Raw genomic sequence first — 26,663 nt, 5'->3', positions numbered from 1 at the left:
TCGTGTCCGACCCGATGCGGGGGGCGCCCGTCCCGTACGGCACAATTCGCTGGTATCGCAGGTGAGTTGGCTGTACCGGGGTGGGAAAGGGTGTAAATCTCCGTGGCGTTGGACGAGGCAAGGGTGAGCGGCACGCACGGCGGAGGCTGTACGTGCGGCGACTGCCCGCACGGAGCACGCGAGGGGCACCGGCGCGCGGTCGCCGCATTCCTCGCCAAGCGGGACGAACTGGCCGCAGGAAACGGCCTGCCCGCCGGGGTCGCCCAGTCGCCCTCTGCGTCCCGGCAGTGGGTCTCCGACGAGCTGACCGAGTCCGCCCGCACCGTCGCCGAACGGGGCCGGGCCGCCGGGGACGTCTGGCTGCACCATGTGTGGCGGGGCACCCTGTTCGTCGTGTGGGGCGCGGTCGTCGCCCTGCTCGTCGGCGCGAGCCTCACCGCGATCGGGCCGGGCTGGACCACCGCCCGCACCGCCGCTCTGGTCGCCGCGGTCGTCACCGCCGCCCTGCTGACCGTCGCCGCCCGCTTCCACCGCGCCCGGGGCGGCCTCCTCGCCCCGCTGATCGGCGAGGACAACCGGCTCTCCACCTCCAGGGCCGTCGCCGCCGCGTGGGTGCTGCTCGCCGTCTTCGCCGTTCTCGTCCTCGCCCTCCAGCTGGCGGGCGCCTCGGACCCGGACGACCGGGATGCGCTGATCGAGGGGCTCGACCTGGTGCGGTCCGCCGGGGTGGTGGCCGTGCTCGCGCTGGTGTGCGCGGTCGCCGTCGTCGTACGCCGGGTCGTGACCGTACGGGTGCTGGGGCAGCGGCTCCAGAAGCTGCGCGCCGACCGGCCGCGCGCCGCCGATCTGCTCACCGACGACTCCGGGCGCGGCTCGTTCACCGATGTGCAGTACGTGCTGGTCAGCGCCGTCGCCGTACTGTTCGCCGGGGTCCGGCTGGCCCGCCGCCCCGAGCAGCTGCCCGACCTGCCGTGGGGGCTCGCCCTGCTGGTGGCCGTCTCGGCGGCGACGTACTTCGCCGGGAAGTACGCGGAGGGCGGCCGTCCGGTCGTGCTGTCCGTGGTACGGGCCCGGGAGGCCGGGGACCTGGACGCCCCGATCCGGACCGGCGACGACATCGAGATCCGGGGCGCGGGCTTCGTACCGCCCGGCGCCGGCAGCCCCGACCGGCTGGCCCGGCTCGTCGTACGGATCGGCACGGTCCACGTCCACGTACCGCTGATCCCGGTCGCCGGAGGCTTCGCCAACCCGACCGACACCGTGCTCACCGTGCCCGTCCCGGTCGAGGTCGAGCCCGGCACGGTGGACGTCCAGGTCGTCACCGCCGCCGGGGTGGAGACCAACCGCTGCTCGATCGACGTCACGGACTGACGGTCGTTCTCTTCGGTCGATTGCCCCGCAGCCCTGGTGAGCGGCGCCGTACAGGCGTACGTATGGTCAGGTGACAGGTCTTCGGGAAGCGGGGCAGTGGTGATGAACGGTTACGGCGGCGGTTCGTACGGGCTGAGCGAGCCGAAAGGGCTGCGTGAGCGGGCGGGGCAGTACGCCCTGCTGCCGCTGCGGCTCTTCCTCGGGGTCACCTTCGTCTACGCCGGGCTGGACAAGCTGACGGACAGCGCGTTCCTCTCCGCCACCGGCCCCGGCTCCATCGGCGAGTTGATGAACACGGTCCGCGACTCCTCCGCGGTCCCCGCCCTCGTCGACCTGGCGCTCAAGAGCCCCGAAGGATTCGGTTACGCCATCGCGATCGGCGAACTCCTCGTCGGCCTCGGCACCCTGGTCGGCCTCTGGGCCCGGTTCGCCGCGCTCGGCGGCGCGCTGATCTCGCTGAGCCTGTGGCTGACGGTGAGCTGGCAGTCGACCCCGTACTACTACGGCAACGACCTGCCCTACTTGATGGCGTGGCTGCCCTTGGTGCTCGCGGGCGCCTCCATGTTCTCCGTCGACGCCTTCCTCGCGTCCCGGCGGCGCCGCAGCATGTAAGCGGCCCAGGTGGCCGTGGCGGCCAGCCACAGGCCGCCGAGGAAGACCCCGAGGAAGAAGGTCCACGGCGCCTCCCAGTCTCCGGCCGCGTCACCCGCGTACCCCCCGGCGAGGACCAGCATCGTCAGGCCCGCCACCGCCCGTCCGGGCCGGAACTCATGACGCAGCACGGCTGACCTCCACCTGTCCGACTCCGACTTCCACTTCGAGCTCGATCGTCCCGGCCGGCTTGCTGCCCTGGGGCGGCGGAAGCGTACGCTGCGACGTCTGGTCGCTGTTGATGCGGACCTGGACCCGCTGCCCCTCCTCCAGCCGGATCTCCCCGAGACCGGCCTCGGCCCGGACCTTCACCGTCACGCCCGCCGGGACGACGACGGCCGCCCGGCCCGCCCCGACCTCCAGCCGGGTCCGCACGGTCTCGCCCGGCGGGACCACCACCCCGGACAGGTCCAGCCGGGCGTCCCCGCTGCCCAGCTCGTAACCCTGCTGTACGGCGGCGACCTCGGCCGGGCGCCACTCCTGGCGGGCCCAGTCCGTGCTGATCTCCTTCGGCAGCATCGTCGCGCCCGCCAGCAGCACGGCCGTGACCGTCGCCATCAGCACCGTGCCGAACCCGGTCCGCCCCAGCGCGGAGGAGACCAGCAGGCCGAGCCCGAAGACCGCGAGCGCGGCGACCAGGCCGATCTGCAACGCCGTACCCAGCGGCTGCTGCTCCCAGCTCAGCCCGGTCCCCAGACCGCCCGCCACCAGCGCGGTCAGGAAGACCAGGCCGCCGATCGAGCGCGGGCCCGGCGCGGCGGGCGCCGGGGCAGGCGGCCGGAACGGGGCGTCCGCGCTGGGACGCCCGGCCCGCACCGTCTCCGCCGCCGCGTCCGGGTCGGTGTCCGAGGGGCCCCAGAGATAGCCCGAGCCGACCGGACCCGTCGTCCCGTCCTTCACGATCGGGTCGCGCCACCACGACGGACCGCCCGGCGTCGGCGGCGCCTTCACCTCCGGCGGGGGCGCGCCGAGGCCGCCGGTGTGCGGGTGGGCGGGGGCGGCCGGGGTGCCCGGCGGGGCCGCCGGGTCCTCCGGGGCCGACGTCCTGCGGGACTGCGTCCACACCGAGCAGCCGACCACGGCCACCGTGAGCAGCGCCGCGAACGCCAGCATCCCCCGGTTGCCCAGCATCGACAGGAAGAGCCCGCAGCCGATCAGCGCCAGCAGCAGCGCCACCAGCGACGCCCCGTCGACCCGGCCCGACAGCAGCCGGCGCGCCTCGTTCTCCTCCTCGCCCTCCAGGGGCAGCAGGAGCCAGGCGAAGCCGTAGAAGATCAGGCCGATCCCGCCGGTCGCCGAGAGGACACCGAGCACGATCCGGAAGATCACCGGGTCCACGTCGCAGTACCGGCCGAGTCCGCCGCAGACCCCGGCCACCACCTTCTGCCGCGGGCTGCGCCGCAGCTGCGGTCTGGGCGCGTCGGGGGGCGCGACGCCGGGGGCGGCGTCCGAGGGAGCGGTCATACCTCCATGGTGACGGTCCGGACCGGCCGGCGGGAGCCGCACCGACCCTGGCCGGTCCCTGATTTTGCGCCGGGCCGTCCCGCAGGGGGCGGCAGGGGTTGCGGGGGTAGGGCTGGCCTCAGGGTCGATCAGGGGGACTACCCTGATGCCTCCCGCACCCGCCGCGTGTGACGATCGGGGTATGCCAGCCGCCACCGCCCGAGCCGCGCACAGCTCACTCGCCTCCGACCCGGAGGAGCCGCCGCTGCGCAAGCTGTACCGCAGCGCCGACGGGCGGATGCTGGGCGGCGTCGCGCGCGGGCTCGCCGGACACCTCGGGCTGCCGGTCGCCTGGGTCCGGTTCGTCTTCCTCGGGCTCTTCCTCAGCGACGGCCTGGGCGCCCTGCTGTACGCGGTGTTCTGGATCGTCGTCCCCCTCGGCGTCGGCGGAGTCGGCGGCGTCCACGCCCCGCGCTCGGTCTTCGAGACCGCGGCTGACGGCCGGCGCAAGCTCCGCAAACCGGACCCGGGCCAGGTCTTCGCGCTGGTCGCCCTGCTCATCGGGGCCGTCGTCTTCGTCGCCAACGTCGACATGGGCAGCGAGGCCGACCGCTACATCTGGCCGACGCTCCTCATCGGCGCGGGCTCCGTCCTCGTCTGGCGCCAGGCGGACAACGCGCGGCGCGCCCGCTGGATGGAGGTCGGCCGCCGCCGCCGGCTGCTGCAACTGGCCCGCGCGCTGGCCGGGGTGGCGCTGGTGGGCCTCGGGCTCGCCGTCTTCATGGTGGTGCGCGGCTCGGCCGCCCAGCTGGGCAACGTGCTGACCGCCGCCATCGCCGTCCTCACCGGCATCGCCCTGCTCGCGGGCCCCTACCTGGTCCGGATGGTCCAGGACCTCTCCGAGGAGCGCCTGATGCGCATCCGCGCCCAGGAGCGCGCCGAGGTCGCCGCCCACGTCCACGACTCCGTCCTGCACACCCTCACCCTGATCCAGCGGAACGCGGACGACGGCGGCGAGGTCAGACGCCTGGCCCGCGCCCAGGAGCGCGAGCTGCGGAACTGGCTCTACAACCCCGAGGGCACCGGCAAGGACGAGGACGACGAGCCGGAGACCCTCGCCGAGGCCGTGAAGCGGGCCGCCGCCGAGGTGGAGGACAAGCACGGCGTCCCCCTGGAGGTCGTGGTCGTCGGCGACTGCCCCCTCGACGACAAGCTGGGCGCCCAGATGCAGGCCGCGCGCGAGGCGATGGTCAACGCCGCCAAGTACGGTGGCGAGGGCGGTGCCGTGCAGGTCTTCGCCGAGGTCGAGGGCGCCACGGTCTTCGTCTCCGTGAAGGACCGGGGCCCGGGCTTCGACCTGGACGAGGTTCCCGCCGACCGCATGGGCGTACGAGAATCAATCATCGGCCGGATGCAGCGCAACGGCGGCACGGCCCGGCTGCGTTCGGTGCCCGGCGGGGGCACCGAGGTCGAGCTGGAGATGGAAAGGGCGAGCGAATGACCGAGAACACCGAAGCCACCGGGGGCCCGGAGCGACGGGTACGGGTCGTGCTCGTCGACGACCACCGGATGTTCCGCACCGGGGTGCAGGCCGAGATCGGCCGCACCGAGGAGACCGGCGTCGAAGTGGTCGGCGAGGCCGCCGACGTCGACCAGGCGGTCACCGTCATCACGGCGACCCGCCCCGAGGTCGTCCTCCTCGACGTCCATCTCCCGGGTGGCGGCGGCGTCGAGGTGCTGCGCCGCTGCGCCCCGCTGATGGGCACGGCCGACAACCCGGTCCGCTTCCTCGCGCTCTCCGTCTCGGACGCCGCCGAGGACGTCATCGGCGTGATCCGGGGCGGCGCCCGGGGCTATGTCACCAAGACGATCACCGGCACCGACCTGGTCGACTCCATCTTCCGGGTCCAGGAGGGCGACGCGGTCTTCTCCCCGCGCCTGGCCGGCTTCGTCCTCGACGCCTTCGCCTCCACGGACGCCCCGCCGGTCGACGAGGACATGGACCGCCTCACCCAGCGCGAGCGCGAGGTGCTGCGGCTGATCGCCCGGGGATACGCGTACAAGGAGATCGCGAAGCAGCTGTTCATCTCGGTGAAGACGGTCGAGTCCCATGTCTCGGCGGTGCTGCGCAAGCTCCAGCTCTCCAACCGGCACGAGCTGACGCGGTGGGCGACGGCGCGACGGCTGGTCTGAGCCGAGCCGGGCGGCCCTGTCTTCAGAGAGGTGCCCTGTCCTCAGAGAGGTGCCCTGTCCTCAGAGAGACAGCGAGATGTTGACCTTCTCGCCGATCCGGCGGTAGCCGATGGACGCGTAGATCCGTTCCACGTCGGCGTCGCCCGGCTCCAGCCAGACGGCCCGGCACCCCTGGTCCAGGGCCCGTTCGGTCAGCCAGGCGGAGAGCGCGGCGCCGACGCCCCGGCGGCGGAAGGGGGCGGCGACGGCGAGGCCGACCAGTTCGCTGAGGCCGTCGACCGGGACGGAGCAGCCGCCCGCCCCGGCCGGTGCGCCGTCCAGGACCGCCAGGGCGGCGACCCCGTCACCGGCCGCCGCCGAGCGCAGCCAGGTGGTCGTCCCCGGCTCGGGTTCGCCCGCGCCGCCGAAGCCGTGGTGCTGGATGCGGGCGGCGTCGATGAATTCCGCGTCGGTGGCGGGCACGGCGATGCGGAGGCCGTCGACCGGCTTCGGCGTACGGAGGCCCTCGCGGGCGCAGACGAGCAGCGGTGCCCGGTTCTCCACGGTGAACCCGGCGGCCAGCAGGGCCGGTTCGACGGCCGGGGCCCAGGCGGGCAGGAACTCCAGGCGCGGCAGCCGCTCCCGCTCCCGGAAGGCGTCGATGAGGGCCGCCACGTCGTGCACCGTGGGTTCCGCATCCCGGTCCGGGATCGCGTAGTTGGCGTATTTCAGCTCCCAGCCCGGGTTGTGCCGGACGGTGAACGGGCCCACCCGGTAGTGGGTGGACGAGCGCAGCGTGAGCGTACGGGCGTACTCCTGGACGGCGTTCGCCATCGACATACGGGACGTTCCTTCGGCGGGGGAGAGGTCGGCGCCGGGGACTATGCCACCCGGGTCGCTCCGGCGAAAGGCATCTGGCTGATGGGCGCGATCCGGACCGGGGCTCCGGGTCGCGGGGCGTGGATCATCTGGCCGCCGCCGATGTAGAGGCCGACGTGGCTGACGCCGGAGTAGAAGAAGACCAGGTCGCCGGGGGCCAGTTCGGAGCGGGAGACCCGCTGTCCGGCGTTGATCTGGGTGTAGGTGGTGCGCGGCAGGCTGACGCCCGCCGCCTTCCATGCCGCCTGGGTCAGCCCGGAGCAGTCGAAGGCGTTGGGGCCGGTCGCGCCCCAGACGTACGGCTTGCCGATGGCCCCGTGCGCGAAGGAGACGGCCCGGGCCGCCCGGGAGTTGGGGGCGGCGACCGAGGCGCGGGGGGCCGAGCGGTCGGCGTGGGCGCCCGTGACGGCCCGGTCGGGGCGGGCGGTGGAGCCGTCGGCCGAGGCCGCCGGTCCGCCGCCGTGGGCCGCGTCGGCGGCGCGCTCGTACGCGGCGCGCTCGGCGGCGGTGAGGGTGGCCAGGAGCGTCCGGGCGTCGGCCAGCTTCGTCCGGATCGCGGTGCGGTGCTTGTCCAGCTCGGCGCGGCGGGCGGCGAGCGCCTCGGTCTCCTGGTCGGCGCGGGCCTTGACCCGGGCGATGCCGGAGAGCTGGCGCCGGATGTTGCTGAGCAGGCTCGCCTGCCGGTCGCCCGCCCGGTCCAGGTGGGCGGCGCGCTCCAGGTAGCTGTCGGGGTCAGAGGAGAGCGCCAGCTGTAGGGCGGGGTCGAGGGTGCCGGTGCGGTATTGGGCGGTGGCCATCGAACCGAGCGTGTGGCGGGCGGTGTTGAGGCGGTCGGTACGGCGGGCCGCCTCGTCGGCCAGGGCGTCGACGGCCTTGGTGGCGGCCGCTTCCTTCTCCTTCGCCCCGTTGTACTTCTCGGTGGCGACCTCGGCGTCGTGGTAGAGCCGGTCGACCTTCGCCCGGACCTGGGCGGCGGTGGGAGCGGGCTCGGCGGGTGCGGCGCCGGCCCCGGTGGCCGAGGTGGCGGTGGCGGCCCCGGCGAGCGCCAGGGTGGCGGCGGTGCGGGCAGCAGGGCCGGTGAACGGGCGCTGCTTGGGTTTCCGGTGAGCGGATTTCCGGTGCGCGGCCACGGGGGCGGCATCCTTCCTGTCGGCTGCCCGCCGGGGGATACCGGCAGGTCCGGCAAGGACGCTATGCCGGGCGCACGGAAAAGGTTCGCCATGACAGCTATTGCCCGGATGTGACGTTTCAGCGCTGCCGAATGACCGGGAGGCGTCAAGTCGGAACTGATCATTCCGGCAGGTTCGGGCACGGGGCGCCCAGTTCCGGCGAAGGCGTCGAGGAAGGCTTGCCTCACTGCTGGGTAAAGTTTTGGCCATGGCTAGGCTCCGGAGCCATGGACGTACTCATCAATGTCTTCGTCGCCCTGCACATCATCGGCATCGCCTCCCTGCTGGGCGGCTTCCTGACCCAGATGAAGGCCATGGGCGCGGGCACCGCCCGCTTCGTTCCCGCCATGCTGCACGGCGCGCTGACCATGCTGGTCACGGGCGTCGCCCTGGTCGGGCTCAACCAGGCCGACGACCAGACCGTGAACAACATCAAGATCGGCGTGAAGCTGGCGCTCCTCGTCGTCATCCTCGCGCTCGTCTACGTCAAGCGGGACGAGGAGAGGGTCGAGAAGGGCGCGTTCGCGGCGGTCGGCGGCCTGACGGTCGCCAACATCTTCATCGCCACGCTCTGGACCTGAGACTCTCCCGCTCCGGACCTGAGACTCTCCCGGGGGCGGCCGCCGCTCAGGCGGCCACCCCCGCCCCCGGCACTACGCCGGACGCACGCTGCCGTAGATCGGCATGTAGTAGATCGACTCCTCGCGGACGTTCGCCCCCGGCTTCGGGGCGTGGATCATCATCCCGTCGCCCTTGTAGATGCCGACGTGGCTGATGTCGTCGTAGAAGAAGACCAGGTCCCCGGGCTGGAGGTCGGACGTGGCGACCCGCGTGCCCACCTTCACCTGGTCCCAGGTGGTCCGGGGCAGCGTCACCCCCGCCTCCCGCCAGGCCGCCTGCGTCAGCCCCGAGCAGTCGTACGAGGCCGGGCCCGAGGCCCCCCACACGTACGGCTTCCCGATCTGGGCGCGGGCGAAAGCCAGCACCTTCTCGGCCTTCGCGGCGTAGCTGCCGTCCGTCCCGGTCCCCGTACCCGTGCCCGTACCGGACCCCGGGCTCGTCCCCGTACCCGTACCGCTGCCGGAACCGGAGCCGCTGTCCCCGCCGGACTCCTTCGCGGCCTCCTCGCGGGCCTTCTTCTCCGCCTCCTCGCGCTCCTCGCGCTCCTTGGCCTCGGCGGCCTGGCGGCGGGCCAGCTTCTCCGCCTTCTCCTTGGCCTCGGCCTCCTTCTCGCGCTCCAGCTCCGCCAGCCGCGCCTTCTCCTCGGCGGTCAGCTTCGCGAGCAGGGACCGGGCCTCGGTGAGCTTGTTCTGCACCTTCTGCTTGCTGGAGCGCAGCGTGGTCTGCGTCTCGGTGAGCGACTCCAGGCTCTGCACGGCCTCCGCGCGCTTCTTCGACGCCGCCGCCTGCTGCGTACGGAAGTCGTCGACGGCCTTCTGCTGCCGCTCCGTGGACCGGCTCATCAGCCGGCTCTGGTCGAAGTACGCCTGCGGGTCGTCCGCCAGGAAGAAGGTGGCGGTCGGCGCGATGCCGCCGGTGCGGTACTGCTCGGCGGCGAAGGCGCCCAGCTCCCGGCGGGCCTCGTTGATCTTCTCGGTCCGCTTCGCCACGTCGGAGAGCAGCGTGTCGACCTTGGCGCGCTGGGCGGTGGAGGCGGCCTTCGCCCGGTTGTACTGCTGGGTCGCGCTGCCCGCCTGCCGGTACAGCTCGTCGACCTTCTTCTGGACGTCCTCGATGGCCGGCTTCGGCTCGACGGGGGCGGCGGTCGCGCTCTGCGTGGAGAGCAGCGTCACAGAAGCCAGCGCGGCCGTCGTGAACCCGACGGCGGGGGTGGTCGTGCGCACCTTCGTGCGCGGCTTGCGATGCGATGCCAAGACCGGCATCTCCTTCCGTGGACCGCCTACCGGGTTAGCTGTCGGGTTCGGACGGAACGGAAGGCTGTCCTACGGTCCGTTGTGCGAGGGTACGGACCGATTCACCCCGGTTGTGCGTGTGGGTCCCCGGTTCCGAACTGCCGGGAGGGCAGCACGGATTCGGCAGAGGTGACCGTGAGACGCGGTTCGTCTCAGGGAGATTACGGATCACCTGACCGAGCACGCTAGCCAACCGGTGGCACCGCTGGGAAGGAGGATGAGCGATATGCCCGATACATTTTCGTGACCTTTTCGGATCCCGGGCCCCGCCCCCCTTCCGACCGGGCGTTCCTTCACGGAACGTGGACGTCCGCTCTCCGTGCGTGCGGCTGGGAACGGTCCCTTCCGGGTCGCTTCCGGCCTTCGGCCGAACGTTGTCAGTGCGGCCGCCTAGACTCGGGAGGCGATGAGCAGCCTCTTTGACGACAGTTTCCTGACCGGCCTCCAGTCCACGGAGGACGGCCCGCCGCCGCCCCCCGAGGACCACGCACCCGAAGCGGTGCCGGAGGGGCTCTTCGAGGGCGTCTACGACGCGCCCCCGCCGCCCCGGGACGGGTATTACCGCGACGGTCACCCGCGCCCGGTGATCGACTCCGCCGCGCTGCTCGACGGGCTGAACACCGAGCAGCGCGCCGCCGTCGTGCACGCCGGGTCCCCGCTGCTCATCGTCGCCGGGGCCGGCTCGGGCAAGACCCGGGTGCTCACCCACCGCATCGCCCACCTGCTGGCCGAGCGCGGGGTGCACCCGGGACAGATCCTCGCGATCACCTTCACCAACAAGGCCGCGGGCGAGATGAAGGAGCGCGTCGAGCAGCTCGTCGGCCCGCGCGCCAACGCCATGTGGGTCATGACCTTCCACAGCGCGTGCGTCCGCATCCTGCGCCGCGAGTCGAAGAAGCTCGGCTTCACCTCGTCGTTCTCGATCTACGACGCCGCCGACTCCAAGCGCCTGATGGCCCTGGTCTGCCGCGATCTGGACCTGGACCCCAAGCGCTACCCGCCGAAGTCCTTCACCGCCAAGGTCTCCAACCTCAAGAACGAGCTCATCGACGAGGAGACCTTCGCCGGACAGGCCGCCGACGGGTTCGAGAAGACGCTGGCCCAGGCGTACGCGCTCTACCAGGCCCGTCTGCGCGAGGCCAACGCGCTGGACTTCGACGACATCATCATGACGACGGTCCACCTCCTCCAGGCCTTCCCGGACGTCGCCGAGCACTACCGCCGCCGCTTCCGCCACGTCCTCGTCGACGAGTACCAGGACACCAACCACGCCCAGTACACGCTGGTACGGGAGCTGGTCGGCCCGGCCGGGGAGAGTGACGCCCCCGCCGAGCTGTGCGTCGTCGGTGACGCGGACCAGTCGATCTACGCCTTCCGGGGCGCGACCATCCGCAACATCCTCCAGTTCGAGGAGGACTACCCGAGCGCGAAGACGATCCTTTTGGAGCAGAACTACCGCTCCACGCAGACGATCCTCTCCGCCGCCAACGCGGTCATCGAGCGCAACGAGAGCCGCCGCCCCAAGAACCTGTGGACCAACGCCGGCAGCGGCGCCCGTATCACCGGCTATGTGGCCGACACCGAGCACGACGAGGCGCAGTTCGTCGCCGACGAGATCGACCGGCTCACCGACAAGGGCGACGCGAAGGCGGGCGACGTCGCCGTCTTCTACCGGACCAACGCCCAGTCCCGTGTCTTCGAAGAGATCTTCATCCGCGTCGGCCTGCCCTACAAGGTCGTCGGCGGCGTGCGCTTCTACGAGCGCAAGGAGGTCCGGGACGTCCTGGCCTACCTCCGCGTCCTCGCCAACCCCGAGGACACCGTCCCGCTGCGCCGCATCCTCAACGTGCCCAAGCGCGGCATCGGCGACCGCGCCGAGGCCATGATCGACGCGCTGTCGATGCGCGAGAAGATCTCCTTCCCGCAGGCGCTGCGCCGCGTCGACGAGGCGTACGGCATGGCGGCCCGCTCCTCCAACGCCGTCAAGCGCTTCAACACGCTGATGGAGGAGCTCCGTACGATCGTCGAGTCCGGCGCCGGGCCCGCCGTCGTGCTGGAAGCGGTGCTGGAGCGTACGGGCTATCTCGCCGAGCTCCAGGCCTCCACGGACCCGCAGGACGAGACCCGTATCGAGAACCTCCAGGAACTCGCCGCCGTGGCCCTGGAGTTCGAGCAGGAGCGCGGGGAGGAGGAGGGCGCCGGCACGCTCGCGGAGTTCCTGGAGAAGGTCGCGCTCGTCGCCGACTCGGACCAGATCCCCGACGAGGACGAGGACGGCTCCGGCGTCATCACGCTGATGACCCTGCACACGGCGAAGGGCCTGGAGTTCCCGGTCGTCTTCCTCACCGGCATGGAGGACGGCGTCTTCCCGCACATGCGGGCCCTCGGCCAGACCAAGGAGCTGGAGGAGGAGCGCCGGCTGGCGTACGTCGGCATCACCCGTGCCCGCGAGCGGCTCTACCTGACCCGGGCGGCCATGCGCAGCGCCTGGGGCCAGCCCTCGTACAACCCGCCCTCGCGGTTCCTGGAGGAGATCCCGGAAGCGCACCTGGAGTGGAAGCGCAAGGGCCCGATGGCCGCCCCGGCCGGACCCACCTCGGGCATCACCTCCTCGCTCTCCTCCTCGCGCGCCCGCTCCGGCCCCTCGGGCTTCGCGACCCGGCGCACCACGGAGAAGCCCACGGTCACGCTGGTGGTCGGGGACCGGGTCACGCACGACCAGTTCGGGCTCGGCACGGTGACGGCCGTCGAGGGGTTCGGCGACCAGGCCAAGGCGACGGTGGACTTCGGCGACGAGCGCCCGAAGAAGCTGCTCCTGCGGTACGCGCCGGTCGAGAAGCTGTAGGGCGTACAGGGTTACGGGAGAGGGGCGGGACGGCTTCTGTTGCAGCCGTCCCGCCCCTCTCCCGTACGTTCTCCGTCAGGCGTTCTCCGTCAGGTCGGGTTGACGCCGTGGCTCCGCAGCCACACCAGCGGGTCGATCGACGCGCCGCCGCCGGGCCGGACCTCGAAGTGCAGGTGCGGGCCGGTGGAGTTGCCGGAGCTGCCCGCGTACGCGATGACGTCACCGGCCTTCACCGGGCCGGAGCGGATCTTGGTGCTGCTGAGGTGGCAGTACCAGGTCTCCGTACCGTCGGCCATGGTCACGATCGCCATGTTGCCGTAGGCGCTGTTGTACTGGGTCCGCACGGTGCCGTCGGTCGCGGCCATCACCGGGGAGCCGTATCCGACGGGGAAGTCGATGCCCGTGTGCACGGACATCCAGTTGACGCCCGCCTGGCCGTAGTAGGCGCTCAGCCCGTGCTGCTTGACCGGCATGACGAACTTGGGGCGCAGCGCCTCGCGGCGGGCGGCCTCCTCCTCGCGCTTCTTCTTCTCCTCGACCTGCCGCTGCTTGAGGTCGATGCGCTCCTGGGTGCGGCTCGCGCGCTGGCGGAAGTCGTCGCTGCCCTCGGAGAGCTGCTCCAGCTGGCTGTCGAGCTTGTTGTTCGCGGCGACCGGCTTGACCGTGCTCGGATCGGCGACGGCCAGCGAGGTGGTCTTCTCCGGCTTGTCCTCGTCGCTGATCCCGCTGACGGAGGCGGCCGCGATGCCCGCGACGCTCATCACGCAGGCGGAGGGGACGGCGACGGTGAGGAGAGCGGACCGCTTGGCGGGGCTGCGGCGGCGCGCCCGGCTGCGGGGGGCGGGGGGCCGGACCACGGCGAGCGGCAGAGCTTCGGCGGTGTCGCCGTCGCCGTCGCCGTCGCCGTCGCCGTCGTCGGGGGCGGCTTCGGGGGTGGCGGATTCCGGGGCGAGGCCGGTCGCGTGATCGGTTTCTTCGAGGACGGCGAACTCGGTGGTGCCGGACTCTTCTTCGGGCGTCCGCTGTTCGTACAGCTGATGCGAAGTCTGTTCGGGTTCGTACGCGGCGTCCTCGGGCGTGGCGCCGGAGTTCCAGGCGGTCGCGTCGTAGGCGCCGGTGTCGTACGAACCCGTGTCGTACGCGCTCATGTCGTACGTGCCGGTCGCGCCGGTGTCGTACGCCCCGGTGGTGAAGGCGGTGGTGTCGTACGTGCCGGTCCCGTCGGCGCCGACCGTCCCGTACGCGCCGGTGTCGTAGGTGGTGGTGTCGTACGTACCCGTGGCGTGCGTGCCGGTGGCGTGCGTTCCGGTCTCGTACGCGTCCGTGCCGTACGAGCCGTCGGTGACGTACGCGGTGCCCGTGCCGTACGTGGCGGTGGCGTAGGCGCCGGTGTCGTAGCCGTCCGTCTCGTAGCCGCCGGTGCCGTACGAGGTCGTGCCGTACGCCGCCGTGGTGAACCCGTCCTGGTCGGAGGGCTGCTGCTGCCAGACGGGCGTCGCGCCGGTGTCCCACTGCTGGTGGTCGGCGGTGTGGGCCGGGGCGGCGTACGCGTCGTACGTGACGGTCTGCTGCGCGCCCGTGTCCCAGGCGGAGGAGTCGTACTGGCCGCTGTGGGCACCATAAGAGGTGTCGTAACCGGAAGCCGCGTAATCCGTGGTCTCGGTACCGCCGGGAAGGGAACCGAAGAGCGGGTCGGTGTCGAAGCTGCCGGTCGATCGGGTGTCGTACCCGACGGGCCCGGCGTGGGGGTGCTGGTCGTTCACCAACTTCTCTCTCGCCTCGGCAGCAGGACTGTTCTGGATCCCGGTGAGGGGGGTCCCAGGGGGAAGCAGTGGCCGCGACTGTACCCGGCAGTATGTGAGGACGACAATCTTCGGCAGGTTTTGCGTCCTCAGGAAACGGGCAATCGGCCGTCTTTCGGTGGACGGCAGACAGATGCTTGGCTCTATGTTCGAGAGATGTTCTATTTTAAGCGACAGAAGACGTTCCGGTTGAGGGCGCTGTGCCCTCCCGGGCCTCCTGTGACTCCAGAGCCTCACGGACCGCGGCGGCGACCGCCGGGTGCACCGGCAGCGCGAGATGCCCGATTCCGGTGACGCGTACGTTGACGGCGTCGAGGTCGGGGTGGTCCACGCAGGCCGTCCCGACCGGGACCATCACCTGGTCCAGCTCGCTCCAGAAGCTGACGAACCGGGTCCGGCACCCGGGGGCGGGGAGGCGCAGCTCCTCGATCAGCGGGGAGCCGCCGCGCATCTGCCGCACGATGGGGTGAAGGCCGGCCCCGGGCGCGACGGCGGTGCCGCCGTGCGGGGTGCCGAGCGTGACGAGGGTGCGCACCCGGTGGTCGCCGCCCAGGCGTTGTACGTAATAGCGCGCGATCAGGCCGCCGAGGCTGTGGCCCACGATGTCGACCTCCCGCTGCCCGGTGCGGGCGCAGATCTCCTCCACGTGGCGTCCGAGCAGCTCGGCGGCGGTGCGCAGGTCGCGGGTGAGCGGCGAGTAGTTGAGGGACGCCAGGTGGCGGCGGCCGTGCCGGGCGAGCGCGCGGCGCAGCAGGACGAAGACGGAGCGGTTGTCGATGAACCCGTGCAGCAGGACGACGGGCCGTTCGGCGACGGGGGAGCCGGGCAGGGTGGGCGGGCCCGTCGGCAGGCCCGGGACGGGGCGTTCCGGGGTGCGGCGCTCCTGGGGGGCGCGCTCCTGGGTGAGGCCGAAGGGATAGGCGGCCAGATGGCCGGTGAGGACCACGAGCTCCAGCACGGTGGCGCCGAGCAGCGCGGTGGAGAGCCGGGGGCCCGGCAGCCGGGGGAGGCGGGGCAGTAGGGAGAGAATGGGGAGGACCTTCACGCCGACCTCCTGCACTGGCGCACCGGGAGGCGGCGACGGGCCGTACCACCGTGCCGTGCGGCTGGCGGCACGGTGGTACGGCGACCTCGATAGCGGCTCTCCCCGCGCCGGTCCCCGCGGCGGCCGGATTGCCGCGTTCTACGGGGGACGGCGCCTGGCGAACATGTCCCACGTGTGATTTCCCCCTCCCCGCCTGCCGCGAAACGGCGGCTTGCGGGATGCTGTGGATAACGTTCGTTCACATCCCCGGCCCTTCAGGCACGGGAGACCATGTGGAGGCAGTGATGGGTGTGACCGGTCCGATCCGTGTGGTGGTGGCCAAGCCGGGACTCGACGGCCATGACCGCGGGGCCAAGGTGATCGCGCGGGCGCTGCGGGACGCCGGTATGGAGGTCATCTATACGGGGCTCCACCAGACACCCGAACAGATCGTCGACACGGCGATCCAGGAGGACGCCGACGCCATCGGCCTCTCGATCCTCTCCGGGGCGCACAACACGCTGTTCGCGAAGGTGATCGAGCTGCTGAAGGAGCGGGAGGCGGAGGACATCAAGGTGTTCGGCGGCGGGATCATCCCGGAGGACGACATCGCCCCGCTGAAGCAGCTGGGCGTGGCGGAGCTCTTCACCCCGGGTGCGACGACGACCGAGATCGTCAGCTGGGTGAACGCGAACGTCCGCCAGCCCGCGCAGGCCTGACGCCCCCGGGCCCGGGGGTGCGGGTCGCGGCCGGGGGCGGGCGTCAGGTGCGGTCAGGTGAGCTCCGCCTCCATCGCGGCGCGCAGGCGCAGCGTGGAGACCAGGCGCTGGAACGCCTCCGACCAGTACCCCCCGGCCCCCGGCGACGCCCCCTCCTGCTCGTCCGGGGTGGCCGTGAGGACCTCCAGGCGGTCGGCCTCGGCCGGGTCGAGGCAGCGCTCGGCCAGGCCCATCACCCCGCTGAAGCTCCACGGGTAACTCCCGCCGTCCCGCGCGATGTCGAGTGCGTCGACCACGGCGCGCCCGAGCGGGCCCGACCACGGCACCGTGCAGACCCCGAGCAGCTGGAACGCCTCCGACAGCCCGTGCGCGGCGATGAACGCGGCCACCCAGTCGGCCCGTTCGGCCTCGGACAGCACCGCGAGGAGCTTGGACCGCTCGGCGATCGACGTGGGCCCGGGCGCGCCGGCCGGGGGCGCCGACGGCTCACCCAGCAGGGCCCGCGCCCACTCCGGGTGGCGCTGGCGCACCGCGGCCCGGCACCAGGCGGCGTGCAGCTCGCCCGCCCAGTCGTCGGCGACCGGCAGCGCCACGATCTCCGCCGCCGGGCGCCCGCCGAACCGCTCCTGCCAGACCCCGAGCGGCGTCGCCTCCACCAACTGCCCGAGCCACCAGGACCGCTCGCCCCGGCCCGTCGGCGGATCGGCCACCACCCCGTCGCGCCGCATCCCGGCGTCGCACTCGTGCGGTGCCTCCACGGCGATGGACGCGCCCGCCCCCGTACGGTCGGGGTTGACGCACGACGTCGCACGGGCCGCCATCCGCCCGGCGAACGCCGAGGCGGGCAGGGCGGAGAGCAGCTCGGCCGCCGTGGCGCGCACGTTGCGGCTGCGGTCGGCGAGCGCCTGCTCCAGGAACTCCTCGTCCTCCGCCCCGAGCCCGTTCCGCAGGGAGTCCAGGAACATCAGCCGGTCCTCGGCCCGCTCGGTGGACCAGGTGGTGGTGAGCAGGGCGAGCGCCGCGGCCGGATCCCGCGTCCGTACGGCATCGAGCAGCGCGACCCGCTCCGCGAACAGCCCCTCCTCCCACAGCCGGCCCACCGCCTCCGGATCGCCGGTGTCGGGGACGAGCGAGCCGCCCGCTCCACCGCGCAGGGCGAACTTCCACTCGGGGTTCAGCGCGGCCAGCCACAGGCCGAGCGGCCCGGCGAACGCGAGCGCCTGCGGGCGCAGGTCGGTGCGGGCCCGCGCGGCGTCCAGCAGCGGCGGCACCAGGTCGGCCGGGGCCCGGAACCCGCGCCGGTTGGCGGTGGCCAGCCACTGCGGGATGAGCTCGGTGAGGTCGGGCGCGGCTCCGCGCCGCCCGGAGGCGGCCGGCGCGGCCCGGTCGGCGAGCAGCTGGGCCAGCCGGTGCCGGGCCGCCTCGGGGAGCTGCGGGCGCGGGTCGTGCGGCGCGGGCGCGGGCCTGGCCCCCGGCACGGCGGGCAGCAGCCCGGCCCGCCGCCGCACGGTGTGCAGGGCGGCGGCGTCCAGCAGGGCGGCCGGGCCGTCGGCCGGCACCGGGCCCCCGGGAGCCGCCGGCGGGCGGCGGTCGGTGCCCAGCAGCGCCGAGGTGACCAGCTCCTCCCAGGGGAGGGCGGCGAGGGGGTGGACTGAGGCCGTGGTCGGGCCGGTGGTGGTGGGAGGCATCGGGTCCCCTTCGGTGGCGTTCAGGGCGTTCACGCGGTCGGCGGCGGAGATGGGTGATCGGTGAATGGGGGCGAGTGGGGGAGCGCGGTGGCCCGCACAGGTCAGATGAGCCGTACGGCCCCGTCGGCGACCTCCGCGGCCCCGGACCCGGAACCGTCCCCGAAACCGGAACTGTCCCCGCCCCCCGTACCTCCCGTGTCCCAGGCCGCGAACGGGTCGAAGCCGCGGTGGCCCAGCTCGCCGAAGACCGTGACCGGGCCGCCGCCGGAGAGCGCGACGAGCTTCCACAGCCCCGGACGGGACAGCGCCGCCGAGGAGAGGGGCAGCGCGGACGCGCCCTCCGCGTCGGCCAGTTGCCAGCCGCCCTCGGACGGCACGGGTATGACGTCCCGCAGGGTGACCGGCCAGGCGTCGAGCCAGGGATCGCCCCGCAGCGCCTCCCCGTACGCCGCGAGGGCGGCCGCGGTGGAGCCGCCCGGCGGCGGGGTGTCCGGCACCGGGGTGCCCGGCGCCGCGGCGGGCGGGGCGAACTGCCGCCCCAGATCGGCCCGGAGCCCGCCGCCCGGGTACGGCGTGAGCTCGGCGTCGATCGTGACGCCCACCGGCAGCGCGAGCTCCGGGGCGCGGCCCATCGCGCCGAAGGAGAGCAGCAGGGCCGTGCGGCCCGACTCCCTTCCGTACAGCCAGATCCGCCGGGTGGTGAGCCGGCCGTCCGGCGTGTCGTACTGCGCGAGGACCAGCCAGCGGTCGCGGACCGGCGGGCCCTCGGCGGACACGGGGAGCCCCACCCGCGTACGCACCGTGGCGGCCAGCGGGTCCGGCAGCCGCTCCCGGCCCAGCCAGGCCGTGTCCAGCAGATGGAGCAGGCCGCACTCCTCCAGCAGCCGCACCGGCCAGCCCGGCCCGGAACCGGGTATGGCCCCCAACTCCCGCACCCGGCCCGCCAGCCCGGGCGCCTGCGCGTCGACCATGCGGGCGGCGGTCTCCTCCCACAGGGCGTACCCCGCGCGATCGGCGGTGGCGAGCCCGCCCCGCAGCAGATCCGTCAGGCGCTGCTCCAGCTCCAGCGCCCCTGCGGTGACGCGCTCCGCCCGGCGCTCCGCCCGCTTCCTGGCGGCGGCGTCGCCGGCGGGTCCGGGGGCCGCCTCCCCGCTCGCGGCGGCCTCCTGCTTGGCCTGCTTGGCCTCCGCCCGCCCCCGGCGGGCCGTGAGCCACTGCGCGGCCCAGTCGGCCGGCTCACCCTGCGGGACCGACCCGTCGCCGGACGCCCGGAGCAGCAGCAGGCCCAGCGCGTGCTTGCAGGGGAACTTCCGGCTCGGACAACTGCACGTGTACGCGGGGCCCGTGGTGTCGACCACCGTCTGATACGGCTTGCTCCCGCTCCCCTTGCACAGCCCCCACACCGCCCCCGATCCGTCGAAGCCGGTGCCCGACCAGTGTCCGGCCGTGGCCAGCTTGTTCCCCGCCTTGCGTGATGCGTCGTCAGGAGCCAGGGACAACACCTGCTCCACCGTCCAGCGCGCCACCGATTCCGTGGCGGGCAAGGGTTCTCCCCCGTGAGATAGCAGCATGGGAACGACGGTAGGCGGCACCACTGACAATCCCCCTGACCTGCGATCAGAGCCCTGGTGGGAGCGGTCTGGAGGCCCGTTGTCAGTGGCATGGTGCACGGTGGGAACCACGTCAGGTCGACCGAATCTGTCGACGATCTGGAGGGGGATCCATGACCGTGCCCGAAACCACCGCCACGACTGCAACGACCATCGCCACGACCACCGCCGCCGTCGGCGAGGCGTCCGGTGCCGAGGCCCTGCGCCCGCACGCCGAGGACGCGTTCGCCGATGAGCTGAAGGCGCTCGCCGCCGCCGACGACCGCCCCAGGCCCGCCCGTTGGCGCCTGTCGCCCTGGGCCGTCGCGACCTATCTCCAGGGCGGGACACTGCCCGACGGCACGGTGATCACACCCAAGTACGTGGGCCCGCGCCGGCTGATCGAGGTGGCCGTGACCACCCTGGCCACCGACCGCGCGCTGCTCCTGCTCGGCGTCCCCGGGACCGCCAAGACCTGGGTGTCCGAGCATCTCGCCGCCGCCGTCAGCGGCGACTCCACCCTGCTCGTGCAGGGCACCGCGGGCACCCCGGAGGAAGCCGTCCGCTACGGGTGGAACTACGCCCAGCTGCTCGCCCACGGCCCCAGCCGCGACGCGCTGGTGCCCAGCCCGCTCATGCGGGCCATGTCGGACGGCATGACCGCCCGGGTCGAGGAGCTGACCCGCATCCCCGCCGATGTGCAGGACTCGCTCATCACGATCCTCTCCGAGAAGACCCTCCCCATCCCCGAGCTGGGACAGGAGGTCCAGGCCGTCCGCGGCTTCAACGTCATCGCCACGGCCAACGACCGCGACCGGGGTGTCAACGAGCTCTCCAGCGCGCTGCGCCGCCGGTTCAACACCGTCGTCCTGCCGCTGCCCGCGACGCCCGACGCCGAGGTCGACATCGTCTCCCGGCGCGTGGACCAGATCGGCCGCTCGCTGGACCTGCCCGCCGCCCCCGAGGGGCTCGCCGAGATCCGGCGCGTGGTGACGGTCTTCCGGGAGCTGCGCGACGGCGTCACCACCGACGGGCGCACCAAGCTCAAGTCGCCCTCGGGCACGCTCTCCACGGCCGAGGCGATCTCCGTCGTCACCAACGGCCTCGCTCTCGCCGCCCACTTCGGCGACGGCATCCTGCGCCCCGGCGATGTCGCCGCGGGCATCCTCGGCGCGGTCGTCCGGGACCCGGCCGCGGACCGCGTGGTCTGGCAGGAGTACCTGGAGACCGTGGTGCGCGAGCGGGACGGCTGGAAGGACTTCTACCGCGCCTGCCGTGAGGTCTCCGTATGAGCGGCCGGAACGCCACGGGGGCCGTCGCCGTCGCCGGGCCGCTGCTGCTGGGCGTGCGGCACCACGGCCCCGGTTCGGCCCGCGCGGTCCGCGCCGCGCTGGACGCCGCGCGGCCGGCCGCCGTGCTCATCGAGGGGCCGCCCGAGGGCGACGCACTGCTGCCGCTCGCCGCCGACCCGCAGATGCGCCCGCCCGTCGCGCTGCTCGCCCATGCCGTGGACGACCCGGGGCGGGCCGCGTTCTGGCCGCTGGCCGAGTTCTCGCCGGAGTGGGTGGCGATCCGCTGGGCGCTGGCCCACGACGTCCCGGTGCGTTTCATCGACCTCCCCGCCACCCACTCCCTCGCCCTGAAGGAGCCCCACGGAGACCGGCCGGGCGAGGAGACCGGACCCGCCGAGACTCCTGAGCTCCCTGAGCAGGAAGCCACCCCCCACGTCGACCCGATCCGCGTGCTCGCGGAGACCGCCGGATACGACGACCCCGAGCGCTGGTGGGAGGACGTCGTCGAGCACCGCTCACCAGCCGCCGACGCCACCGCCGACGCGCTCGCCCCGTTCACCGCGCTCGCGGAGGCCATGACGGCCCTGCGCGAGGCGTACGGGGACGGCGGCCACCCCCGGGACGCCGTGCGCGAGGCGTACATGCGGATCCAGCTGCGTACCGCCCGCAAGGAGTTCGGGGACGGCGTCGCCGTCGTCTGCGGCGCCTGGCACGTCCCCGCGCTCGCCGCCCGCACCACCCTCGCCGCCGACCGCGCCCTCCTCAAGGGGCTCCCCAAGGTCAAGGCCGAGATGACATGGGTGCCGTGGACCCACCGCAGGCTGGCCCGGCACAGCGGTTACGGTGCCGGGATCGACTCACCCGGCTGGTACGGGCACCTCTTCGGCGCCGCCGACCGGCCGATCGAGCGCTGGATGACGAAGGTCGCCGGGCTGCTCCGCGAGGAGGACCGGTTCGTCTCCACCGCCCATGTCATCGAGGCCGTCCGGCTCGCCGAGTCGCTCGCCGCGATGCGGGGCCGCCCGCTGGCGGGGCTGAGCGAGACCACCGACGCGGTACGGGCCGTGATGTGCGAGGGCTCCGACGTACCCCTCGCGCTCATCCAGGACCGCCTGGTGGTCGGCGAGACCCTCGGCGAGGTGCCCGACAGCGCCCCCGCCGTCCCGCTCCAACGCGACCTGACCCGCAGCCAGCGCACCCTGAGGCTCAAGCCGGAGGCGCTGGAGCGGGAGCTCGACCTCGACCTGCGCAAGGAGACCGACGCGGCCAGGAGCCGCCTCCTGCACCGGCTGCGCCTCCTCTCCATCGGCTGGGGCGAACCGGCCGAGGGCCGGGGCAGCACCGGCACCTTCCGGGAGAGCTGGCGGCTGCGCTGGGAGCCGGAGCTGCACGTCCGGGTCGCGGAGGCCGGGGTGTGGGGCACCACGGTCGCGACCGCCGCCACGGCGAAGGCCGAGTCCCAAGCCCTCGCGGCGACCGCGCTCTCCGAGGTCACCGCCCTCGCCGAGCACTGCCTGCTGGCCCGACTGCCCGAGGCGCTGCCCGTCGTCATGAAGGCGCTCGCCGACCGCGCCGCACTCGACGCGGACGTCGGCCACCTCGCCGACGCCCTCCCCGCCCTCGCCCGCTCACTCCGCTACGGGGACGTGCGCTCCACCGACACGGCCGCGCTCGCCGAGGTCGCCGCCGGGCTCGCCGAGCGGATCTGCGTCGGCCTGCCCCCGGCCTGCACCGGCCTCGACGCGGACGGGGCCGAGGCGCTGCGCCGCCAGGTCGACGGGGTGCACAGCGCGATCGGGCTCCTCGTCGCGGGCGCCACGCCCGCCGGAGCCGAAGCCACGCCCGCCGAAGGGCTCCGGGACCGCTGGGGCGCCGTCCTGCGCAAGCTGGCCGGCCGGGACACGGTCGCCGGGATCATCCGGGGCCGCGCCACCCGGCTCCTCCTCGACGAGGGGCGGCTGACCGAGGACGAGGCGGCCCTGCTGATGGGCCTGGCCCTCTCGCCCGGCACTCCGCCCACCGACGCGGCGGCCTGGATCGAGGGGTTCGTCGGCGGGGCGTCCGGCGGCGGCATGCTGCTGGTCCACGACGAGCGGCTGCTCTCCCTGGTCGACGCGTGGCTCACCGGCGTCCCCGCCGACACGTTCACCGACGTGCTGCCGCTCCTGCGCCGTACGTTCTCCGCCTACGAACCGGGCGTACGCCGCACCCTCGGCGAGCTGGTCCGGCGCGGCCCCGTCCCCGAGGGCGCCCGGAACGACGGCACGGACCACGCCTACCCGGGCTTCGGCCCCGGCCTCGACCAGGACCGGGCCGATGCGGTGGAGCCGGTACTGCACCTGCTCCTCGGCCGCACCCCCGTACTGGCGGAGGCGACCGCATGACCGCACACGCCACCCGGCACGCGGCACAGGACCACGCGACACAGGACCACGACCGAACGGGGAAGACGGTGGACACGGAGACAGAGCGCACGCACCCCTCGGCGCCTCCCGCCGACGGCGAGCGGATGCGGCGCTGGCGCATGGTGCTCGGCGCGGACAGCGCGGAGAGCACCGGCTGCACGCTCACCGGCCAGGACGCCGCGATGGACGGCGCACTGAACGCGCTGTACGGCGGGGGCGGCGGGAAGAAGCCCGGCGGCCGGGGTGGCGGCGGACGTTCGGCCGGGCTCGGCGCGTCCGCCCCTTCCGTGGCCCGCTGGCTCGGCGACATCCGTACGTACTTCCCCAGCTCCGTCGTCCAGGTCATGCAGCGCGACGCGATCGACCGGCTCGGCCTCTCCGCGCTGCTCCTGGAGCCCGAGATGCTGGAGGCCGTCGAGGCGGACGTCCATCTCGTCGGCACCCTGCTCTCCCTCAACAAGGCCATGCCCGAGACGACCAAGGAGACCGCGCGGGCCGTCGTCCGCAAGGTCGTCGACGACCTGGAGAAGCGGCTGGAGAGCCGCACCCGGGCCACCCTCACCGGGGCCCTGGACCGCTCGGCGCGGATCAGCCGGCCGCGCCACCGGGACATCGACTGGGACCGCACCATCCGGGCCAACCTGAAGAACTACCTGACCATCCCCGGTACGGACGGCGGCCCGGACACCGGCACGGTCGTCCCCGAGCGCCTCATCGGCTACGGCCGCGCCTCACAGTCGGTGAAGAAGGACGTCATCCTCTGCATCGACCAGTCCGGCTCGATGGCCGCCTCCGTCGTCTACGCCTCGGTCTTCGGCGCGGTCCTCGCCTCCATGCGCACCCTCGACACCCGTCTCGTCGTCTTCGACACGGCGGTCGTCGACCTCACCGACCAGCTCGACGACCCGGTCGACGTCCTCTTCGGCACCCAGCTCGGCGGCGGCACCGACATCAACCGGGCGCTCGCCTACTGCCAGTCGAAGATCATCCGCCCCGCGGACACCGTCGTCGTCCTCATCAGCGACCTCTACGAGGGCGGCATCCGCGACGAGATGCTCAAGCGGGTGGCGGCGATGAAGGCGTCCGGGGTGCAGTTCGTGACCCTGCTCGCCCTCTCCGACGAGGGCGCCCCCGCCTACGACCACGAGCACGCGGCAGCACTCGGCGCGCTGGGCGCCCCCGCGTTCGCCTGTACGCCGGACCTCTTCCCGGACATCATGGCCGCCGCGATCGAGAAGCGGCCCCTGCCCATACCGGACAAGGAGACCGGGTCGTAGACGCGGGAAGAGCCGGCCGTGTGACGCACCACGGGACACCCGCGGACACCCCGCAGGACACGCCCGTCCGGCACCCTCTGTGACCGTTATCACCGCTCAGGTGTGATCTGCGATTTAGGGTCACACGGAGTGCGGGGATAACCTGCCGGATGGACATGCCGCGTACTCGGACACCGTGTGCGCCTCCGTAGTGACAGAGCAGTCACGTTGCCCTTCGCGGCACTGCCCACGCAGAAGAACGAACCGCGATACCACTTAAAAGGGACGGACGCGCGTGGACCTGTTCGAGTACCAGGCGAGGGACCTCTTCGCCAAGCACGGTGTACCGGTGCTGGCCGGTGAAGTCATCGACACGCCTGAGGCAGCCCGCGAGGCGACCGAGAAGCTGGGCGGCAAGTCTGTCGTCAAGGCGCAGGTGAAGGTCGGCGGCCGCGGCAAGGCCGGTGGCGTCAAGCTCGCCGCCGACGCCGACGAGGCGGTCGCCCGGGCGACCGACATCCTCGGCATGGACATCAAGGGCCACACGGTCCACAAGGTGATGATCGCCGAGCTGTCGCCGGAGATCGAGGCGGAGTACTACGTCTCGTACCTCCTGGACCGCACCAACCGCACCTTCCTGGCCATGGCCTCGGTGCAGGGCGGCATGGACATCGAGGAGGTCGCGGAGAAGACCCCCGAGGCCCTCGCGAAGGTCCCGGTCGACTCCAACTCCGGTGTGGACATCGTCAAGGCCCGCGAGATCGTGGCCCAGGCGAAGTTCCCGGCCGAGGTGGCCGAGAAGGTCGCCGAGGTCCTGGTCACGCTGTGGGACACCTTCGTCGCCGAGGACGCGCTCCTCGTCGAGGTGAACCCGCTGGTGAAGACCAAGGACGGCCGCATCCTGGCGCTGGACGGCAAGGTCTCGCTCGACGAGAACGCCGACTTCCGCCAGCCGGGCCACGAGGCGCTGGAGGACAAGGCCGCAGCCAACCCGCTCGAGGCTGCCGCCAAGGCCAAGAACCTCAACTACGTCAAGCTCGACGGCGAGGTCGGCATCATCGGTAACGGTGCCGGTCTGGTCATGTCGACCCTGGACGTCGTCGCGTACGCCGGTGAGAACCACGGCAGCGTGAAGCCCGCCAACTTCCTCGACATCGGTGGCGGCGCCTCCGCAGAGGTCATGGCGAACGGCCTGGAGATCATCCTCGGCGACCCGGACGTCAAGTCCGTCTTCGTCAACGTCTTCGGTGGCATCACCGCGTGCGACGAGGTCGCCAACGGCATCGTGCAGGCGCTCGCGCTGCTCGAGTCCAAGGGCGAGAAGGTCGAGAAGCCGCTGGTCGTGCGTCTCGACGGCAACAACGCGGAGCTCGGTCGCAAGATCCTCTCCGACGCCAACCACCCGCTCGTGCAGCGTGTGGACACCATGGACGGCGCGGCCGACAAGGCCGCCGAGCTCGCCGCGGCTGCGAAGTAAGGACGAGGGACTCCACACCATGGCTATCTTCCTCACCAAGGACAGCAAGGTCATCGTCCAGGGGATGACCGGCGCCACGGGCATGAAGCACACCAAGCTCATGCTGGCCGACGGCACCAACATCGTCGGTGGCGTGAACCCGCGCAAGGCGGGCACGTCCGTCGACTTCGACGGCACCGAGGTACCGGTCTTCGGCTCCGTCGCCGAGGCGATCGAGAAGACGGGCGCCAACGTCTCCGTCCTCTTCGTCCCGCCGGCCTTCTCCAAGGCCGCCGTCGTCGAGGCGATCGACGCCGAGATCCCGCTCGCGGTCGTCATCACCGAGGGCATCGCCGTTCACGACTCCGCCGCCTTCTGGGCGTACGCGAACGAGAAGGGCAACAAGACCCGGATCATCGGCCCGAACTGCCCGGGTCTCATCACCCCCGGCCAGTCCAACGCCGGCATCATCCCGGGCGACATCACCAAGCCCGGCCGCATCGGTCTCGTGTCCAAGTCCGGCACGCTGACCTACCAGATGATGTACGAGCTCCGTGACATCGGCTTCTCCTCCGCCGTCGGCATCGGTGGCGACCCGGTCATCGGTACGACGCACATCGACGCCCTCGCGGCGTTCGAGGCGGACCCGGAGACCGACCTCATCGTGATGATCGGCGAGATCGGCGGCGACGCCGAGGAGCGTGCCGCCGACTTCATCGCGAAGAACGTCACGAAGCCGGTCGTCGGTTACGTCGCGGGCTTCACCGCCCCCGAGGGCAAGACCATGGGCCACGCGGGCGCCATCGTCTCCGGCTCCTCCGGCACCGCCCAGGCGAAGAAGGAGGCCCTCGAGGCCGCCGGCGTGAAGGTCGGCAAGACCCCGACCGAGACCGCCAAGCTGGCGCGCGAGATCCTCGGCGCCTGAGCCAGGCAGCCGCACCACGCGTGAACGGCGCGGGCCTGCACCCCCTTCTCGATCAGGGGTGCGG

21 protein-coding genes and 1 riboswitch are annotated in these 26,663 nt (G+C 72.8%); of the genes, 12 read left to right on the top strand and 9 right to left on the bottom strand.

The window, feature by feature from the left end; genetic code table 11:
- Positions 1-102 precede the first annotated feature (102 nt).
- On the top strand, positions 103-1,371 hold the full coding sequence (locus IF17_RS0102700) for a hypothetical protein (protein ID WP_030561752.1): 1,269 nt from the start codon (positions 103-105) through the stop codon (positions 1,369-1,371).
- 102 nt (positions 1,372-1,473) lie between these two features.
- Entirely contained in the window at positions 1,474-1,983 is a 510-nt protein-coding gene (locus IF17_RS0102695) for a DoxX family protein (RefSeq protein WP_030561750.1), read from the top strand.
- Here IF17_RS0102695 and IF17_RS0102690 read toward each other — a convergent pair.
- Together IF17_RS0102690 and IF17_RS0102685 are read right to left on the bottom strand one after the other, a co-directional pair.
- Positions 1,890-2,153 (bottom strand): hypothetical protein, encoded by a 264-nt coding sequence (locus IF17_RS0102690; RefSeq protein WP_030561747.1) that lies wholly within the window; start codon positions 2,151-2,153, stop codon positions 1,890-1,892. The two genes, IF17_RS0102695 and IF17_RS0102690, sit on opposite strands and share 94 nt — an antisense overlap.
- Positions 2,140-3,486: a PspC domain-containing protein gene (locus IF17_RS0102685; protein WP_030561745.1), complete on the bottom strand. Its 1,347-nt coding sequence runs from the start codon at positions 3,484-3,486 to the stop codon at positions 2,140-2,142. The genes IF17_RS0102690 and IF17_RS0102685 overlap by 14 nt, the downstream gene beginning before the upstream one ends.
- A 181-nt stretch (positions 3,487-3,667) precedes the next feature.
- Between IF17_RS0102685 and IF17_RS0102680 the strand changes: the two genes are divergently transcribed.
- Positions 3,668-4,966 (top strand): ATP-binding protein, encoded by a 1,299-nt coding sequence (locus IF17_RS0102680; RefSeq protein WP_030561743.1) that lies wholly within the window; start codon positions 3,668-3,670, stop codon positions 4,964-4,966.
- Positions 4,963-5,658, top strand: coding sequence for a LuxR C-terminal-related transcriptional regulator (locus tag IF17_RS0102675; RefSeq protein ID WP_030561741.1), 696 nt, complete (start codon positions 4,963-4,965; stop codon positions 5,656-5,658). Before IF17_RS0102680 ends, IF17_RS0102675 begins: the two co-directional genes overlap by 4 nt.
- A gap of 60 nt (positions 5,659-5,718) precedes the next feature.
- Here the strand turns inward: IF17_RS0102675 and IF17_RS0102670 are convergent, their stop codons facing one another.
- On the bottom strand, positions 5,719-6,477 hold the full coding sequence (locus IF17_RS0102670; RefSeq protein ID WP_030561739.1) for a GNAT family N-acetyltransferase: 759 nt from the start codon (positions 6,475-6,477) through the stop codon (positions 5,719-5,721).
- Positions 6,478-6,518: 41 nt separating this feature from the next.
- The gene (locus IF17_RS0102665) at positions 6,519-7,646 is read right to left on the bottom strand and encodes a C40 family peptidase (protein WP_030561737.1); all 1,128 of its coding nucleotides are present in this window, start codon (positions 7,644-7,646) and stop codon (positions 6,519-6,521) included.
- Between the two features lie 266 nt (positions 7,647-7,912).
- Between IF17_RS0102665 and IF17_RS0102660 the strand changes: the two genes are divergently transcribed.
- Positions 7,913-8,266 (top strand): hypothetical protein, encoded by a 354-nt coding sequence (locus IF17_RS0102660; RefSeq protein WP_030561735.1) that lies wholly within the window; start codon positions 7,913-7,915, stop codon positions 8,264-8,266.
- 72 nt (positions 8,267-8,338) lie between these two features.
- Here IF17_RS0102660 and IF17_RS0102655 read toward each other — a convergent pair whose 3' ends face one another.
- The gene (locus IF17_RS0102655; RefSeq protein WP_030561733.1) at positions 8,339-9,568 is read right to left on the bottom strand and encodes a C40 family peptidase; all 1,230 of its coding nucleotides are present in this window, start codon (positions 9,566-9,568) and stop codon (positions 8,339-8,341) included.
- Positions 9,567-9,734, bottom strand: a riboswitch (cyclic di-AMP (ydaO/yuaA leader). Its footprint overlaps the gene before it by 2 nt.
- Positions 9,735-10,004: 270 nt before the next feature.
- On the opposite strand from IF17_RS0102655, the gene pcrA reads away from it, so the two are divergent.
- Complete coding sequence (gene pcrA / locus IF17_RS0102650; RefSeq protein ID WP_030561731.1) at positions 10,005-12,443, top strand: DNA helicase PcrA; 2,439 nt, start codon at positions 10,005-10,007, stop codon at positions 12,441-12,443.
- An 89-nt stretch (positions 12,444-12,532) separates the two neighbouring features.
- Here pcrA and IF17_RS0102645 read toward each other — a convergent pair whose 3' ends face one another.
- Positions 12,533-14,206, bottom strand: a complete 1,674-nt coding sequence (locus tag IF17_RS0102645) for a M23 family metallopeptidase (RefSeq protein WP_030561729.1) — start codon at positions 14,204-14,206, stop codon at positions 12,533-12,535.
- A gap of 205 nt (positions 14,207-14,411) precedes the next feature.
- Entirely contained in the window at positions 14,412-15,290 is an 879-nt protein-coding gene (locus IF17_RS0102640; protein WP_032771636.1) for a lipase family alpha/beta hydrolase, read from the bottom strand.
- 284 nt (positions 15,291-15,574) lie between these two features.
- On the opposite strand from IF17_RS0102640, the gene icmB reads away from it, so the two are divergent.
- Positions 15,575-15,988, top strand: coding sequence for a coenzyme B12-dependent isobutyryl CoA mutase small subunit (gene icmB, locus IF17_RS0102635; RefSeq protein WP_030561724.1), 414 nt, complete (start codon positions 15,575-15,577; stop codon positions 15,986-15,988).
- Between the two features lie 53 nt (positions 15,989-16,041).
- On the opposite strand, the gene IF17_RS0102630 is transcribed toward icmB, so the two are convergent.
- Positions 16,042-17,676, bottom strand: a complete 1,635-nt coding sequence (locus tag IF17_RS0102630; protein ID WP_030561722.1) for a DUF5691 domain-containing protein — start codon at positions 17,674-17,676, stop codon at positions 16,042-16,044.
- 101 nt (positions 17,677-17,777) lie between these two features.
- On the bottom strand, positions 17,778-19,247 hold the full coding sequence (locus tag IF17_RS0102625; protein WP_244890406.1) for an SWIM zinc finger family protein: 1,470 nt from the start codon (positions 19,245-19,247) through the stop codon (positions 17,778-17,780).
- A 152-nt stretch (positions 19,248-19,399) separates the two neighbouring features.
- On the opposite strand from IF17_RS0102625, the gene IF17_RS0102620 reads away from it, so the two are divergent.
- The 5 genes from IF17_RS0102620 to sucD all read left to right on the top strand — a co-directional run bounded on the left by IF17_RS0102620 (position 19,400) and on the right by sucD (position 26,599).
- Positions 19,400-20,557, top strand: coding sequence for an ATP-binding protein (locus IF17_RS0102620; RefSeq protein ID WP_051883852.1), 1,158 nt, complete (start codon positions 19,400-19,402; stop codon positions 20,555-20,557).
- On the top strand, positions 20,554-22,941 hold the full coding sequence (locus IF17_RS0102615) for a DUF5682 family protein (protein ID WP_030561716.1): 2,388 nt from the start codon (positions 20,554-20,556) through the stop codon (positions 22,939-22,941). Before IF17_RS0102620 ends, IF17_RS0102615 begins: the two co-directional genes overlap by 4 nt.
- The gene (locus IF17_RS0102610; RefSeq protein ID WP_030561714.1) at positions 22,938-24,239 is read left to right on the top strand and encodes a VWA domain-containing protein; all 1,302 of its coding nucleotides are present in this window, start codon (positions 22,938-22,940) and stop codon (positions 24,237-24,239) included. Before IF17_RS0102615 ends, IF17_RS0102610 begins: the two co-directional genes overlap by 4 nt.
- 274 nt (positions 24,240-24,513) lie before the next feature.
- Positions 24,514-25,695, top strand: coding sequence for an ADP-forming succinate--CoA ligase subunit beta (gene sucC / locus IF17_RS0102605; protein ID WP_030561712.1), 1,182 nt, complete (start codon positions 24,514-24,516; stop codon positions 25,693-25,695).
- A 19-nt stretch (positions 25,696-25,714) separates the two neighbouring features.
- On the top strand, positions 25,715-26,599 hold the full coding sequence (gene sucD, locus IF17_RS0102600; RefSeq protein ID WP_030561710.1) for a succinate--CoA ligase subunit alpha: 885 nt from the start codon (positions 25,715-25,717) through the stop codon (positions 26,597-26,599).
- Positions 26,600-26,663 lie beyond the last annotated feature (64 nt).

It is taken from the genome of Streptomyces cyaneofuscatus, assembly GCF_000718135.1.
GTDB lineage: Bacteria > Actinomycetota > Actinomycetes > Streptomycetales > Streptomycetaceae > Streptomyces > Streptomyces cyaneofuscatus.
Note: the sequence above shows the minus strand (reverse complement) of the source record. Positions and strands in the feature narration are given on the sequence as shown.